This is a genomic window from Streptomyces sp. WG7, assembly GCF_049975785.1.
GTDB lineage: Bacteria > Actinomycetota > Actinomycetes > Streptomycetales > Streptomycetaceae > Streptomyces.
Genome location: NZ_JBNGGE010000049.1, coordinates 17825 through 32457, shown reverse-complemented (window position 1 = coordinate 32457; position 14633 = coordinate 17825). Strand labels below are relative to the sequence as shown.

The 14633-nt window shown below is 71.9% G+C and carries 13 protein-coding genes; 1 reads left to right on the top strand and 12 read right to left on the bottom strand.

The window, feature by feature from the left end; all coding sequences use genetic code 11:
* Nucleotides 1–309: 309 nt before the first annotated feature.
* The 9 genes from ACP4J0_RS32210 to ACP4J0_RS32170 form a co-directional block, all read right to left on the bottom strand.
* Entirely contained in the window at nucleotides 310–2517 is a 2208-nt protein-coding gene (locus tag ACP4J0_RS32210; RefSeq protein ID WP_426602252.1) for a S1 family peptidase, read from the bottom strand.
* Nucleotides 2518–2551: 34 nt separating this feature from the next.
* Nucleotides 2552–3037, bottom strand: coding sequence for a hypothetical protein (locus tag ACP4J0_RS32205; protein WP_426602251.1), 486 nt, complete (start codon nucleotides 3035–3037; stop codon nucleotides 2552–2554).
* 288 nt (nucleotides 3038–3325) lie between these two features.
* On the bottom strand, nucleotides 3326–3658 hold the full coding sequence (locus ACP4J0_RS32200; protein WP_426602250.1) for a hypothetical protein: 333 nt from the start codon (nucleotides 3656–3658) through the stop codon (nucleotides 3326–3328).
* Between the two features lie 53 nt (nucleotides 3659–3711).
* A complete protein-coding gene (locus ACP4J0_RS32195; protein WP_426602249.1) occupies nucleotides 3712–7140 on the bottom strand; it encodes an ALF repeat-containing protein in 3429 nt (1142 codons plus the stop codon).
* Nucleotides 7141–7469: 329 nt separating this feature from the next.
* Nucleotides 7470–7700, bottom strand: coding sequence for a hypothetical protein (locus tag ACP4J0_RS32190; protein WP_426602248.1), 231 nt, complete (start codon nucleotides 7698–7700; stop codon nucleotides 7470–7472).
* A 274-nt stretch (nucleotides 7701–7974) separates the two neighbouring features.
* Entirely contained in the window at nucleotides 7975–8937 is a 963-nt protein-coding gene (locus ACP4J0_RS32185; RefSeq protein WP_426602247.1) for an electron transfer flavoprotein subunit alpha/FixB family protein, read from the bottom strand.
* 85 nt (nucleotides 8938–9022) lie between these two features.
* The gene (locus ACP4J0_RS32180; RefSeq protein WP_426602246.1) at nucleotides 9023–9811 is read right to left on the bottom strand and encodes an electron transfer flavoprotein subunit beta/FixA family protein; all 789 of its coding nucleotides are present in this window, start codon (nucleotides 9809–9811) and stop codon (nucleotides 9023–9025) included.
* A 221-nt stretch (nucleotides 9812–10032) separates the two neighbouring features.
* A complete protein-coding gene (locus tag ACP4J0_RS32175) occupies nucleotides 10033–10542 on the bottom strand; it encodes a flavin reductase family protein (RefSeq protein WP_426602245.1) in 510 nt (169 codons plus the stop codon).
* Nucleotides 10543–10688: 146 nt separating this feature from the next.
* Complete coding sequence (locus ACP4J0_RS32170) at nucleotides 10689–11069, bottom strand: TlpA family protein disulfide reductase (RefSeq protein ID WP_426602244.1); 381 nt, start codon at nucleotides 11067–11069, stop codon at nucleotides 10689–10691.
* Nucleotides 11070–11368: 299 nt separating this feature from the next.
* Between ACP4J0_RS32170 and ACP4J0_RS32165 the strand changes: the two genes are divergently transcribed.
* Entirely contained in the window at nucleotides 11369–12097 is a 729-nt protein-coding gene (locus ACP4J0_RS32165; protein WP_426602243.1) for a lysophospholipid acyltransferase family protein, read from the top strand.
* Between the two features lie 21 nt (nucleotides 12098–12118).
* On the opposite strand, the gene ACP4J0_RS32160 is transcribed toward ACP4J0_RS32165, so the two are convergent.
* The 3 genes from ACP4J0_RS32160 to ACP4J0_RS32150 form a co-directional block, all read right to left on the bottom strand.
* Nucleotides 12119–12697, bottom strand: coding sequence for a transglutaminase domain-containing protein (locus ACP4J0_RS32160; protein ID WP_426602242.1), 579 nt, complete (start codon nucleotides 12695–12697; stop codon nucleotides 12119–12121).
* 86 nt (nucleotides 12698–12783) lie between these two features.
* The gene (locus ACP4J0_RS32155) at nucleotides 12784–13854 is read right to left on the bottom strand and encodes a threonine aldolase family protein (protein WP_426602241.1); all 1071 of its coding nucleotides are present in this window, start codon (nucleotides 13852–13854) and stop codon (nucleotides 12784–12786) included.
* A complete protein-coding gene (locus tag ACP4J0_RS32150; RefSeq protein WP_426602240.1) occupies nucleotides 13851–14597 on the bottom strand; it encodes an SDR family NAD(P)-dependent oxidoreductase in 747 nt (248 codons plus the stop codon). Before ACP4J0_RS32150 ends, ACP4J0_RS32155 begins: the two co-directional genes overlap by 4 nt.
* Nucleotides 14598–14633 lie beyond the last annotated feature (36 nt).

The window sequence follows — 14633 nt, the reverse complement described above, 5'->3', positions numbered from 1 at the left end:
CGTGGGAGGCCGTGGGCGCATCCGGGGGCCTGGCGTGACGCCGGCCTTCAAGACCCGGTCGTGGTCGTGAAGGCCGGCGTTGTCGTACGGGTGGGTGCGGATGGCCGTGCGGCCGAAGGGATCCGGGGAGGCGGCCTGCACGCGGATCCCGCTGCCACGGCCTCGTGAAAGCCGCCCGCACCGGCCGCTGCGCAGCACTCGGCCCCGCCGGGCCGAAGCCCGGCGGGGCCGAGAAGAGCCTGCCCCCCGAATCAACCGACAGGGGCACCGGATGGTCCCCGGGAGCTCATGCCGTTACGGCGGCAGCCGTTACCGCGCCGAGAACCCGAAGTAGTTGCCGTTGGCCGGGAGTCCGCCCTGGCCCGGCTGGTACGTGGTCGCCGGCGCGCTCGTTCCGCCCGGTACGGCGTTCGGGAACGGCAGGACGTGCAGGGCTCCGGTGGCGGTGGGCCCGTAGGGCATACCGGCGTAGAGGTTCCGCGGGGTGAAGTGGATGCTCGCGCCCAGCTTGTCGCCCTCACCCGGGGAGCCGGGGATGCCGTCGCCGTCGCCGGCCTCGATCCACAGGTCGTTGGCGCCTGCCGAATCCATCAGCGAGAAGGTGTGGATGGCGCCGGCGTCGGTGACGCCCGCGAGGTCCTCACCGGGGGTGCCCACGGCGATCTTCAGGGTGGCGGCCGAACCGACCTCCCGGGGCGCGGTGTTGACCGCGCTGAGGGACGAGCCCGCGTTGTCACCGGCCTCGATCGTGCCGGAACGGTCGTCGGTCCCGGTGCCCTGGTTGAGCGCGTGCATGTAGTCCCAGGCGCCGTCCGCCTTGATGTGCACGAGCATGACGTTGCCCGCGCCGGCCCGCTGCTCGCCGCCGTCCTCGGCGGCCAGGGCCTCGCCGGGCGAGCCGATGGCGAGGATCGAGTCGGTGGCCGTGGCCGCACCGGACGGGCGGTAGGCGACCAGCGCGAGGGCCTGACCGAACTTGTCACCGGCCTCGGCGGCGCCGCTGATCTTCTCGTTGTCCTGGTCCATGCCCGCGACCACGGTGGGCCGTCCGCCGGCGTTCAGCTTGTGGCTGAGCACGGCCAGGTTGCCGGCGTTCGCGTTGCCGCCGATGGCGTCACCGGGAGCGCCGATGGCGATGAAGTTGGAGTCGCCCGTGACGGACGTGCCGAAGGCGTCGTTGGCCTCGGCCGAGCCGGGGACGTCCGCGGTGTCCTGGTTGATGCTGACGTTGGTGTCGCCGTGCACGTAGAAGGCACTGCCCGCCTTGGTGAGCGAGCCGAGCGCCTCGCCCGGCGCGCCGATCAGGACCCACGGCTTGCCTTCGGCGGTGGTGCCCGCGGCGAGGGAGGCGCCCATCCGGTCGCCGGTCTCGGGCGCGGACGCGCCGATGGAGCCGTTGCCGGAGCCCTGTTCGAAGTGGCGGGCGGCCGGGCCGCTGCCGAGGCCGTCCTTGCCCCCGAACAGGATGTCGACGAAGCCGGCGTCGACCGCGCTGCCGACGTTCTCCTCGGACGCGGTGACGACGAGGTCGGTGTAGCCGTCCTCGTTGTAGTCGACGGTCGCGAGGTGGCCGCCGAAGTGGTCCCCGGCCTCGGCGCCGCCGGGCACCCAGTCGAGGTCCTGGGTGATCTCGGCGGCGCCCTTGCCGCCGCCGTGGACGACACGGACGAGACCCGCGGTGGTGTCGCCGCCGACCGTGGCCATCGGGTCGCCGATGGCGATGTCCTCGACGGCGTCGCCGTTGAAGTCGACGATGCGGGTGGCGCCGGCCTTCTCGTCGATCCAGGAGGCGAGGTCGTCGACGCGCGCGATGACGCCCGCGGTGGAGGTCTGGGTCTCGTCGATGCCGAGGCAGCCGCCCTGGAGGGACTGGCTGTTGAGGCCGACGAGCTTGCCGCCGGAGGTGACCGGGCCGCCGGTGTCGCCCATGCAGGCGGCCGCGCCGTCCTTGCCGGTGACACCCGCGGCGGTGGCCGCGACGGAGTCGACGGTGTAGGTACCGGTGTGCAGCTTGAGCGGTGCCCATACGGTCTTCGTACGGCCGTATCCGGCGAAGGTCAGCTCCGCACCGGAGGCGGGCGCGGTGGTGGCGAGCTGGGCCGGGGTCACGTTGGTGACGGGCCGGTTGAGGCGGGCCAGGACCACGTCGCGGTCCGTGCGCGGCACGATCTCGACGACGCGGCGCTCGGCGCCCTGCGTGCCGGAGAGGTCGGAGCGGCCGATGACGGCGGTGGTCGCCCTGGCGGGGACGCCGGCCGGGACGGCGAGCGGGGCGGCCGGGTCCTCGGCGAAGCAGCTGGCCGCGGTGAGCAGCCATTCGGCGTCGACGAGGACGGCGGAGCAGCCGCGGTCGTGGGCGCCGATGATGATCTGAGCGGTGTAGGCGTGGGTGGTGTCCGTGCCGGCGACCGGTGTGCCGCCGGTGACGGCGACAGCGGGTGCCGCGCTCAGCGCGAGCGACCCGGCGGCCAGGACCGCGCCGAGCGCGGCCAGACGGGGACGTCTTGTGGAAGACATACGAGCGGTTTCCTCAATCACTGCGGGACCTCGGTTAGTTGGTGACGCGGATCTCGACCAGGACGTGGTCCCGGCCGTCGACGGACTCGCCGACGCCCTCCCACGTGTCCGCGGGGATGTCGTACTCGACCTGGTCGCCCTCGGCGGTCATCTCCAGGTGGGTGTTGGCGGAGTCGTCCGTCTTCACCCCGTGCACCGCGGGAAGTTCGAGGGTCAGCCAGCCCTCGTCGGCGGTGACCCTGAAGCAGACGTCCTCCTGGTCGCGCGCGAGGAACTGCAGGAGGTTGTCCCCGCTGGCGCAGTCGGCGAGCACGATGTGGCCGTCGCCGCGCTTGAGGACGATGTTCCGCTCGGCCAGGATCTTGTCGGCGCCCGGGTAGTTGTAGTCCTCGATGGCGTAGCCGGGCGCGGTGTCGGCGACGGCCTCGGTGGAGGGCCCGGCGGCGGCATCCGCGCCGCCCTGGGCGAGCACGGCCCATGTCAGGGCGCCGGCGGTGGCCGCGGCGCCCAGAATGCGCATGAATGTGTTGGGTGGCTTCATCACAGTCCTGGAAACTCGACAGTTCTTCGGGATCAAGCCCCTTATCGAAGCGGGCACTTGGCGAACACGTCCAATTCCTAAAACGGAAAGAAATCGGGCAACCGGCGAGTTCGGACCGTGATCCGCGTCACGCCCGGAAGAGGTTGTAGTGATCTTGACAACGACTTCGTAACGGCTCGCGACGCAAGCCGCCGAAAGACGTCCGGGAAGAAACGGAAAGGTCGCGGAGGAACTCCGCGACCTTTCCGCCCTGCGCCGTCGGACCACTCAGCTCGACTTGTTGAGTTCCTGCGTGATCGGACCGTCCGGATCGGACCGGAAGAACAGCGTGTCCTGGTCGTCCACGTAGAGCTGGATCCCGCCGATCCTTCCGAGCCCGCCGTCCTCGATCAGCAGGTACACGAAGTCGTCGCCACTGCTCGGATCCTCGTAGTCCCAACTGCCGCTGAAGTCGGCCGAATCGGGGCCGTCGCCCGTCGTCACGCGGGTGGCGGAGAACGTACCGTCGGCCGAGAGCTCGACCTGCCCGCCCTCGTCATTGCGGTACACACCGGGCAGCCGCTCCGGATCGACCGGCGCCGCGCAGCCCGAGACGGCCACGGACGCGGCGGCAAGGGCGGCGCAAAGCCACCGTCCGCCCGTACCCCCGCGCATCACGGCCCCAGCGTCACGTTGAACTCGATCACCTGGGTCGTGCGCGACAGCGGCCCGTCGTCACCGACGACCTTGTCGACGAACGCGCCGACCGTACTGCTCCACAGGTCCGTGTACCCGATGACCGGCGGGTGCGTCGCCGACTCGATGTCCGATTCGTTGTACGCGGTGTAGCGCCAGACGACCGACCCGTCCGGGTTCTCCCGGACGGGGGTCATACGGATGTCGTGCGAGCCCATGTACGTGTACACGAGGTTGCCGGTGTGCCCGGCCGTGGTGAGCGTCCCGAGGTCCCTGATGTACTTGCCGACGCCCTCCCACTGGCCGAGTGAGTAGTCGTTGTAGTAGGTGTGGCCCAGCTCGTAGTCCCCGCTCTGCTGCATCTCGAGGAAGAAGTCGAGCACCTCCTGGACTTTCGGGTGCTCGCGGTAGGTCTGGGTGAATTCGTCGTCCGGGCCGAAGCACATCGACCTGGGGCCGTCGCCGGTGAGCCAGCTCCACCCCAGCTCCCACGGGTTGGTGTTGTTCCGGTGGGTGATCGGGTCGCCGAACGGCGTCAGGCAGCTCTCGGCGCCCGGCGGCAGGCCGTTGTCGTCGTTGATCGGCACCTTCGAGTTGTCGATCGCGTCCTGGTACGCCTGCTGGATCGCGGCCTTGATGACCAGGATCCTCGCCACGGTCGCGGCGACGGCCGCCTCGGCGTGGGACTTGCCCGCCGCGAGCTCCGCCTGCCGTGCGGCCGTCGCCGACGCCTGCGCGTCCGCGGCGTAGGACGCGGCGACCACGCCGGAGCGCGCGGCCCGGCCCGCCGCGTTCCGCGCCACCCTGCTCGCCTCGCGGGCCACGGCGGCGGCGTTGGCCGCGGTCTGCGCGGACTGCGCGGCGGACGCCGCGGAGGCTTCGGCGGCCGTCGCGTTCTGCCGGGCCTCCTCGGCGGAGACCTTGGCGTCGGCCGCCCACCCCTCGGCCTTGTTGGCCCAGTCGGTCGCCTTCTCCGCCTCCGAGCGGGCGAGGGCGGCCGCCTCGGAGGCCCGGGCCGCGTCCTCGAGCGCGTTCTGCGCGACCTTGGCCGCTTGCGCGATCGCCGCACGGATCGCGCTGATGTGCGTGGCGTGGTCGTGGTCGATCCGCGCGAACTCGTGCTGCGTGGTGCCGATGAACTGGCGCAGCATGTGCGAATCGCCTTCGAGCGCGACCTTCGCCGCGGCCTGTACGTAGGGGCCGCCGGTCGTCAGGAGCGTGGTGGCCGCCACCTCGTCGTCCTCGTGGACGGCCGTGGGGAGCTCCACGTGCAGGAAGTGGTGCAGCGCTTCGGCGGTGCCCTTCTCGAGAGCCGCCTCGCCCGCCTGCCGTACCGCCCTGCCGGTGGTGTCGTCGGCGAGGAGCGTGGTCACCTCGACCTCGTTGTCGTCCCTGGCCGCCTCGACCGCACCGGTCTCCAGGAACGCCTTGATGGCGGCGGGGTCCTCGGTCTGCAGCGCCGCCGCGGCCGCGGTGGCCACGTGCTGCGTGGAGATCGCGGCGATGGCCGCGGCGTTCTCCGCGTTGTCCTGCTGCAGGGCGAGGACCCGGTCGGCCTCGATCCACCGCAGTACGTCGTCGTCCGAGCCGGCGAGGGCGAACTGGGCCGCCTCCCGGGTCCACGTACCCGGCCCCTCGAGCAGCTCGACGGCGGCCTGCCGGCCCTTGTCCACGGCCTCACCGGTCCGGTCCGCGGCGAGCGCCGCCTCCATCGCGGTGATCAGCGTGACGAGTTCCTCGGACAGGCGTGCTTCCTGGGTGCGCTCCCGGTTGGCGCGCGCCAGCTCGTCGCTCTCGGTGACCGCCTTCTGCTTGGCCACCTCCATCGCCTCGGCGGCCTCCTCGTTCAGCCGCTCGATCTCGGCGGCCCGGGCCTCCTGCTCGACCGTGCGCGCCTCGGTGACCGCCTCGTACGCCTTGTTGGCGGCGTCCACGGCGGCGTTGGCGGCGGCGGTGGAGCGGTTGGCGTAGTCCACGGCCTTGCCGGCGTTGCGGGCCGCCTCCTCGGCGGCATCGGCCGCCTTCTCCGCGTGGTCGGCCGCGCTGTCGGCGGCGGCGGACGCGGTACGGGCGGCGGCGGCCGACCGCCGCGAGAGGTTCGAGGCCCGGCTCGCGGCCGCGGTGGCACGGCTCGCGGCGGCCTCGGCGATGGCGGCCTGGCGCTGTGCTTCGGCGGCCTCGGACTGCGCGGCACCGGAGGCGACGGCCGCGTCGGCCGAGGCGCGCGCGGCGGCGGCCGAGTTGATCGCGGCGCTCGCGGCAGCGTTGCCCGCGGCCTCGGCCGCGTCGGAGGCGTACGAGGCGATCAGTGCCTTCGCGGCCACACTGCGCACCCAGCTGACCATCTTGCGCGCGGCCTGCGCCGCCTGGTTGGCCGCGTCCGCCATGTTCGCGTCCTTGGAGGCGCGGATCGCGGCATGGTACGCGCGTGACGCGGCGCGCCCCGCGGCGGCGGCAGCGGCAGCGGCCGCGTTCGCCGCGGCCACCGAACGCCGGGCCGCGGCCTGCGCCGTACGCGAGGCGGACACCGCGGTGGTCGCGGCCGCCGCGGCGCCCTGGGCCGCGCGCGCGGCCTTGTTCGCCGCCCGGGCGGAACGCTGCACGTCCTGTTCGGCCGCCTGTGCCTCGGCCTTCGCCTCCAGCGCGGCCTCCTTGGCCTTGGCGGCGGCCTGGACCGCCTGCTCGGAGAGCTCGACCGCCTCGTCGGTCTTGCGCTCGGCGCGCCGTCCCTCCGACTCCACGATCTTGACCAGCTGCTGGATCTCCGCCGTCTCCTCGTCCCGCGCCCGGGCGATGTACTGCCCCGTCGTCAGGAACCACTGGATCGCCCGCGGCGATCCGTCGTCGAGCGCCCGCTCCGCGTACTCCCGCACCTGCGGCGAGGCGGTCACGAGGATGGAGGTCACCTGGACGCGCTGGTCCTCGTCGTGCGCGTCGTACTGCCCGCCGCTGAGGAAGTCCCGCAGCGCGAAGTCCGTACCGGCTGCGAGCGCCTCGGCGGACTCACGCTTGACGGCCCTGCCGCCGTGCGCGTTGACCGTGGTCACGGCCACTTCGAGGTCCTCGGACACGGCCGCCGCGAAGCCGCCCTCCAGATAGGCCGCGACCGCCGCGTCCCCGCCGGACAGCGCCTGCCCGATCCCGGCACGCGTGGCCTTGCCCGCGCTGACCAGGGCCTTGGTCAGCGTGAAACGGTTGTCCTCTGCCGTGGCCGCCGGCAGCCTCTCGCCGAGGAACGTGGCCACGTCGTCCGCGTTGCCCACGAGCGCCGCCGCCGCGGCCGTGCGCACCGCGCGGCCGCCGGTCCGGTAGGCATGCACGACCTTGCCGCGGTCGGTGTCGGGCAGCCGTGTACCGCCGTCGGCCGCCGCCGTGCCCGCCGCGTACGCGGGGCGGGACCCGAACACCCCCAGAGGAAGTGCGGTACCTGCCGCGATTCCCCCGAAAATAGCCAGTGACTGGCGTCTGCTGAATATCCGTCGTGATTGTGACATCACGACTCCCTTCTCGGTTACGAGGGGAAATCTCGCCGCCCCCTGCGATACAAGTTCCTTATCGAAGCCGGGGCTTGGTGGAGTCGTCCAATGCAGAAACCGGGCAGAAATCGGGTAATCCGCGGGCGTCCTTCGTGATGTGCGACACACCCTGAAAGGGTTGTAGTGATCTTGGTGAAGAATTGATGGAGCCCCGAATCGGCCTGGCCCACCGCCGACCGGACGCGGTTGGGTCCCGGGAGTCACGACATGACGCTGCCGGTCAATTCGAGGGCAGGCTCTTCTCGGCCCCGGCGGGGCTTCGGCCCGGCGGGGCCGAGTGCCGCGAAGCGGCTGGTGCGGGTGCGGGCCCGGGGTACGCCGACGGGGTGGACGTCGATGCGGGCGAGGCTGATCGCGGCGCCGGTGAGCTGGAGCTGGAGGCCGGCTTTCGCGCGGCCGCGGTAGCGGGGTCTGCGCGCAGGCCGCAGCATTGGATGCCCTGGGCGACGGCGCCCTCGGCTCCGGCGCGGGTTTCCGCAGCGCTCCTTCCAGGTGTCGGTGTCCTGCTCGGCGTGGGCAGCCGGGACCTCCCCCAGATGCCTACGGCCGCACAGCCGTCCGCACCCACCCCCATACGACAACGCCGGCCTCCAAGACCACGACCGGGTCTTGAAGGCCGGCGTCACGCCAGGCCCTCGAATTCGTCCACGGCATCCACGGACGGCCGCGGGGGCCTCGGCCGGAGCCGTGCGGCGCGGGGAACGCTCAGCCCTTGCGGGACTTCACTTCCTCGGTGAGCTGCGGGACGACGTCGAAGAGGTCGCCGACGACGCCGTAGTCGACCAGCTCGAAGATCGGGGCCTCGGCGTCCTTGTTGATCGCCACGATCGTCTTCGAGGTCTGCATGCCCGCGCGGTGCTGGATCGCGCCGGAGATACCGGAGGCGATGTACAGCTGCGGCGAGACGGACTTGCCGGTCTGGCCGACCTGGCTGGTGTGCGGGTACCAGCCGGCGTCCACCGCGGCGCGCGAGGCACCGACGGCCGCGCCGAGCGAGTCGGCCAGGGCCTCGATGATCGCGAAGTTCTCCGCGCCGTTGACGCCACGGCCGCCGGAGACGACGATCGCTGCCTCGGTCAGCTCCGGACGGCCGGTCGACTCGCGCGGCGTGCGCGAGGTGACCTTGGTGCCGGTCGCGGCGGCGGAGAAGGACACCGACAGGGCTTCGACCGCACCGGCGGCCGGGGCCGGCTCGACGGCCGCGCTGTTCGGCTTCACCGTGATGACCGGGGTGCCCTTGGAGACGCGGGACTTGGTGGTGAACGCGGCGGCGAACACCGACTGGGTGGCCACCGGGCCCTCGTCGCCGGCCTCCAGGTCGACGGCGTCGGTGATGATGCCGGAGCCCAGGCGCAGCGCCAGGCGGGCGGCGATCTCCTTGCCCTCGGCGGAGGACGGGACCAGCACGGCGGCCGGGGAGACGGCCTCGACGGCTGCCTGGAGGGCGTCCACCTTCGGCACGACCAGGTAGTCGGCGTACTCGGCGGCCTCACTGGTGAGGACCTTGACCGCGCCGTGCTCGGCGAGCGCGGCGGCGGTGTCGGCGGCGCCGTTGCCGAGGGCCACGGCGACCGGCTCGCCGATACGGCGGGCGAGGGTCAGCAGCTCCAGGGTGGGCTTGCGGACGGCACCGTCCACGTGGTCGACGTAGACGAGAACTTCAGCCATGGGACTTCTTCTCTCCTGCTTGCGAGATGTGAGGGGCGGTCGGCGGATCCGGGGCTCAGATGAACTTCTGGCCCGCGAGGCTGCGTCACACGAACTTTCGCTCCGCGAGGAAGGCGGCGAGCTGCTTGCCGCCCTCGCCCTCGTCCTTGACGATCGTGCCCGCGGTGCGCGCCGGGCGCTCCGTCGCCGAGTCGACGACCGTGTAGGCGTTCTCCAGGCCGACCTCGTCCTCGTCGATGTCGAGGTCGGACAGGTCCCAGGACTGAACCGGCTTCTTCTTGGCCGCCATGATGCCCTTGAAGGAGGGGTAACGCGCCTCGCCGGACTGGTCGGTGACCGAGACGACGGCCGGCAGGGAGGCCTCCAGCTGCTCGGTGGCGGCGTCGCCGTCGCGGCGGCCCTTGACCGTGCCGTCCTCGACGGAGACCTCGGACAGCAGCGTCACCTGCGGCACGCCCAGGCGCTCCGCGAGCAGCGCCGGGACGACGCCCATGGTGCCGTCGGTGGAGGCCATGCCGGAGATCACCAGGTCGTAGCCGGCCTTCTCGATCGCCTTGGCCAGGACCAGGGAGGTGCCGATGGCGTCGGTGCCGTGCAGGTCGTCGTCCTCGACGTGGATCGCCTTGTCCGCGCCCATGGACAGCGCCTTGCGCAGCGCGTCCTTCGCGTCCTCCGGACCCACCGTCAGGACGGTGATCTCCACGTCGTCGTCGGAGTTCTCCGAGATCTGCAGCGCCTGCTCGACCGCGTACTCGTCCAGCTCGGAGAGCAGACCGTCGACGTCGTCGCGGTCGACGGTCAGGTCATCGGCGAAGTGCCGGTCGCCAGTGGCGTCGGGCACGTACTTCACAGTGACAACGATCCTCAAGCTCACGCCGGCTCTCCTACTGCGTCGACATTTCAGTGCTGCCTCTTGCAGGCAGCATAGGCGCCCCAAGCGGCCGATCCCGGGCGGGGCGACCTGCGCTCCACGCCGGAATATTACTCGTCAGTACACCCAGTTCTTTCCCGCTAAGCAAGCGCTTTGAACTGTGACCTTCGCAACGCAGCGTAACCGGAACCCGACGGTTCCGCAGAAGCGGTCCCGGCGACCGGTCAGTCACGCAGTCCGTTGTAACGCCCCTGGTGATACAGGAGAGGGCGGCCGGCGCCCGCGGAGTCGCCGAGGAGAACCTCCGCCACCACGATGCGGTGGTCCCCCGCGGGCACGCGGCCGACGACCCGGCACACGAGCCAGGCGAGGACGCCGTCCAGCACGGGCACGCCCTCGGGGCCGTCGCGCCACGCGGTGGGCGCGGCGAAGCGGTCGGCGCCGCTGCGGGCGAAGGTGGACGCGAGGTCCTGCTGGTGCTCGCCGAGCAGGTGGACGCCGACGTGCTCGGCCGCGGACACCGTGGGCCAGCTGGAGGAACCGGAGCCGATGCCGAAGGAGAGCAGCGGCGGCTCGGCGGAGACGGAGGCGAGGGACGTGGCCGTGAAACCGACCGGGCCCGCGTCACCGCGCGCGGTGATCACGGCGACCCCCGCGGCGTGCCGCCGGAAGACGGACCGCAGCAGGTCGGAGGTGGCGAGCCGCGGCGCGGCGAGGTCGGGTGTGGCCGTCATGAGGGATGTCCTTCTGCGTTGCGCCTCGGCCCGGGGAGAGGGGAGCGAAGGCATACGGGCAGGCTGACGACGGGGGGCGGACATAGTCAAATACGTCCCGGGACGTGGAGGCTGTGGAGAAGGCCTCACCGGCGGCGTGGCGGTTCTCACACCGCCTCGCCCAGTGCGGCGATCACGTCCGCTTTGCGCGGCTGCCCGACGGCGCGCCGCACGACGCGTCCGCCGGCGTCGAGCACCAGCACCGTCGGGGTGCTGGGCACGTCGAGGGCGCGGACGAGCTCGAGGCGGGCCTCGGCGTCGATCTCGACATGGGCGACGCCGGGGACCATGCCGGCCACCTCCCCCAGGATCCGACGGGTGGCCCGGCAGGGCGCGCAGAAGGCGCTGGAGAACTGCACGAGCGTGGCGCGGGCGCCGAGTTCGGCACCGAGGTCGGCCGCAACGAGCCGCGAGCCGGGCGGGTCGAGCCGCCTGTCTTCACCCTGCTCGCGCACCCGCGCGCCTCCGTTCCGCCGCCTGAGCGGCATTCATGAGCGCGCGTCAGCGCGCGCCACAGCCCGGTCCGGACCGCTCCGCGCCCTGCCCGGTCCAGCCCAGTCGTCCCCACGTGCAGCGCTCAGGGGGCGGCGAAGATTCCCGGCTCGCCGTCGCGTTTCGGCCACGACCCGGCCGGTGACGTGATGAGGATCTCGCCACGGGCGGGCACCAAGGCTGGTACACCGGCCGTTCTTGGGGCACGATCTGCGACAAGCCGTAAACCTACGGCTGCGTAACTTTCGGCTGGGAGTCCCCTTCCCAGGCTGACAAGGAAGGGTCCGACCCGCCCATGGCAGAACTCGCCTACCGCCCGGCCATCGGTCTCGCCCGCACCCTCTTCAAGGTGTGGGACCTCAAGATCGACTGCCAGGGTTCGGAGAACATCCCGCGCGCGGGCGGCGCCGTGCTGGTGAGCAACCACATCAGCTACCTGGACTTCATCTTCGACGGCCTGGCGGCACTGCCCCAGAAGCGGCTGGTGCGCTTCATGGCGAAGGAGTCGGTCTTCCGGCACCGGATCTCCGGTCCGCTGATGCGCAACATGAAGCACATCCCGGTGGACCGCAAGCAGGGCGAGGCGGCGTACGCGCACGCCTTGGACTCACTGCGGTCCGGTGAGATCGTCGGGGTCTTCCCCGAGGCGACGATCTCCGAGTCGTTCACCCTCAAGAGTTTCAAGTCGGGCGCCGCGCGCCTGGCGCAGGAGGCGGGGGTCCCGCTGATCCCGATGGCGGTGTGGGGCACCCAGCGGCTGTGGACCAAGGGCCACCCGCGCAACTTCAAGCGCAGCCACATCCCGGTCACGATCCGGGTCGGCGAGGCGATGGAGGCATCCCGCGAGCAGTACGCGGGCGCCCTCACCCGCCGGGTGCGCGAGCGGGTGCAGGAACTGCTGGAGGCCGCGCAGCGCGCCTACCCGGTGCGCCCCAAGGGGGCGGACGACACCTGGTGGATGCCGGCCCATCTCGGCGGCACCGCCCCGACCCAGGAGCAGCTGCGCACGGCCGAGGCGCGCTGACCCCGGCCGGGGCGGCTCCTCCTACGACGGCAGCGCGGGCGGCAGCGTCGCCCAGAGGTGGGAGCGGTCGGTGGCCGCCCGCAGGGCATCGAGCACGACCGGGTGCGGTGCGGCGTACAGGTCCGGGTAGTCCGCCTCGCCGGCCGCGGTGTCCGGCGTGAAGGCCAGCTGTTCCCGGTCCAGGGAGAAGCGGGCGTCCACACCGGGCTTGTTGCCGCGCGGGTCCTGACGGTGCCAGGCGCCGTTGAACCGTACGGCGACCAGCCCGTGCACCACGTCGAACCGCTGATAGCACAGAGCTGTCGGGATGTCCTCGGCCCGCAGCAGCGCGGCCAGCGCGTGGGCCTTGGCGTAGCAGATGCCGGTGCGCTGCTCCAGGACGTCCGAGGCGCGCCAGGTGACGCGCGGGTCTCCGGAGTCCTGGGAGTGCGGGATGGTGTCGCGCACGAACTCGAAGGCCAGCCGCGCATAGGCATACGAGTCCTCCGCCTCCTTGGCGAGCCGCCCCGCCACCTCCCGTACCCGCGGGTGGTCGTGGTCGATGACCTCGTCGGCGGCCAAGTAGGCGGACAGGTCGGGGGTCTTCTGGATCAGCTCCATGCTTGCAGAGCATAGGAACGCGATCACCCACCAGTCAATGACTTTTCAGGTTATCGCATACCTATGCATGACCCGGGGGGTCGCGGTCAGCGCGCCATCTCCTCCTTGAGGGCGGCGACGAAGGCGTCGACGTCGTCCTCGGTGGTGTCGAAGGCGCACATCCAGCGCACGTCGCCGGCGGCCTCGTCCCAGAAGTAGAAGCGGAACCGCTTCTGCAGGCGCTCGCCCACCTCGTGCGGCAGCCGGGCGAAGACGGCGTTGGCCTGCACCGGGTAGAGGATCTCCACACCGTGCACGGCGCGCACGCCCTCGGCGAGGCGCTGGGCCATCTCGTTGGAGTGGCGGGCGTTGCGCAGCCACAGGTCCTTGGCGAGCAGCGCCTCCAGCTGCACCGACACGAAGCGCATCTTGGAGGCGAGCTGCATGGACAGCTTGCGCAGGTGCTTCATGTGGCGCACGGCGTCCTGGTTCAGGACCACGACCGCCTCGCCGAACAGGGCGCCGTTCTTGGTGCCGCCGAGCGAGAGGAGGTCGACGCCGACCGCGTTGGTGAACGTGCGCATGGGCACGTCCAGGGATGCGGCGGCGTTGGCTATCCGGGAGCCGTCCAGGTGCACCCTCATGCCGTGCGCGTGGGCGTGCTCGCAGATGGCGCGGATCTCGTCCGGCGTGTACAGCGTGCCCAGCTCGGTGCTCTGGGTGATCGAGACGACCTGCGGCATCGCGCGGTGCTCGTCGTCCCAGCCGTACGCCTGCCGGTCGATCAGGTCGGGCGTGAGCTTGCCGTCGGGGGTGGGGACGGTGAGCAGCTTGAGGCCGCCCATGCGCTCGGGGGCGCCGCCCTCGTCGACGTTGATGTGCGCGCTCTCGGCGCAGATCACCGCGCCCCAGCGGTCGGTGACCGCCTGGAGCGCGACGACGTTGGCGCCGGTGCCGTTGAAGACCGGGAACGCCTCGGCGCCGGAGCCGAAGTGGCTGCGGATCACCCGCTGGAGGTTCTCGGTGTACTCGTCCTCGCCGTACGCGACCTGGTGCCCGCCGTTGGCCAGGGCCAGGGCGGCGAGCACCTCGGGGTGCGCGCCGGCGTAGTTGTCACTGGCGAAACCTCGGACCTCGGGGTCGTGGTGGCGACGCGCGTCGGTCTTCGGGGGGTTCACGGCTTCTCGGTCAGCCACAGACGGTTTCCGTTCACTTCCGCGGCGGGCTTCTCCCAGACTCCGGCGACCGCCTCGGCCAGGTCCTTGACGTCCGTGAAGCCCGCGAACTTCGCGTTGGGGCGCTCGGCGCGCATCGCGTCGTGCACCAACGCCTTGACCACCAGGATCGCAGCAGCGGACGTCGGTCCCTGCTCGCCCCCCGCCTTGCGGAAGTAGTCCGCCATGGCCAGCGTCCACGCCTCGGCGGCGGCCTTGGCGGCCGAGTAGGCGGCGTTGCCCGCGGTGGGGTTGCTCGCGCCGGCCGCGCTGATCAGGACGTAGCGGCCGCGGTCGCTGCGCTGGAGCGCTTCGTGGAAGGCGAGGGAGGTGTGCTGGACGGTGCGGATCAGCAGTTTCTCCAGCAGGTCCCAGTCGCCGAGGTCGGTCTTGGTGAAGGTCTGGCTGCCGCGCCAGCCGCCGACGAGGTGGACCAGGCCGTCGACCCGTCCGAAGTCCTTCTCGATGCGGTCGGCCCAGGCTCGGGTGGTGTCGAGGTCGAGCAGGTCGACCTTCTCGCCGGTGACCGCGGCACCGCCGTGCGCGTAGCGCGCCGCGTCGACGGCCTCCGCCAGCCGCTCCGGGTCGTTGTCCGAGCCGACGACCGTCGCACCCGCCTCGGCGAGCCGCAGCAGCGCGGCCCGTCCGGCGGGCCCGCCCGCCCCGGCCACCGCGATCACCGCGCCGTCGAGCGCCCCGTTCCCCATGGTCCTCGCCTCCCCAGCCTGTTGCCGTGCCTGTTC

What these genes read in the sequence shown, in the direction of transcription:
- ACP4J0_RS32210 (WP_426602252.1), bottom strand. Translation starts at nt 2,517, where the DNA reads ATGTCTTCCACAAGACGTCCCCGTCTGGCCGCGCTCGGCGCGGTCCTG.
- ACP4J0_RS32205 (WP_426602251.1), bottom strand. Translation starts at nt 3,037, where the DNA reads ATGCGCATTCTGGGCGCCGCGGCCACCGCCGGCGCCCTGACATGGGCC.
- ACP4J0_RS32190 (WP_426602248.1), bottom strand. Translation starts at nt 7,700, where the DNA reads ATGCTGCGGCCTGCGCGCAGACCCCGCTACCGCGGCCGCGCGAAAGCC.
- ACP4J0_RS32185 (WP_426602247.1), bottom strand. Translation starts at nt 8,937, where the DNA reads ATGGCTGAAGTTCTCGTCTACGTCGACCACGTGGACGGTGCCGTCCGC.
- ACP4J0_RS32175 (WP_426602245.1), bottom strand. Translation starts at nt 10,542, where the DNA reads ATGACGGCCACACCCGACCTCGCCGCGCCGCGGCTCGCCACCTCCGAC.
- ACP4J0_RS32170 (WP_426602244.1), bottom strand. Translation starts at nt 11,069, where the DNA reads ATGCCGCTCAGGCGGCGGAACGGAGGCGCGCGGGTGCGCGAGCAGGGT.
- ACP4J0_RS32165 (WP_426602243.1), top strand. Translation starts at nt 11,369, where the DNA reads ATGGCAGAACTCGCCTACCGCCCGGCCATCGGTCTCGCCCGCACCCTC.
- ACP4J0_RS32160 (WP_426602242.1), bottom strand. Translation starts at nt 12,697, where the DNA reads ATGGAGCTGATCCAGAAGACCCCCGACCTGTCCGCCTACTTGGCCGCC.
- ACP4J0_RS32150 (WP_426602240.1), bottom strand. Translation starts at nt 14,597, where the DNA reads ATGGGGAACGGGGCGCTCGACGGCGCGGTGATCGCGGTGGCCGGGGCG.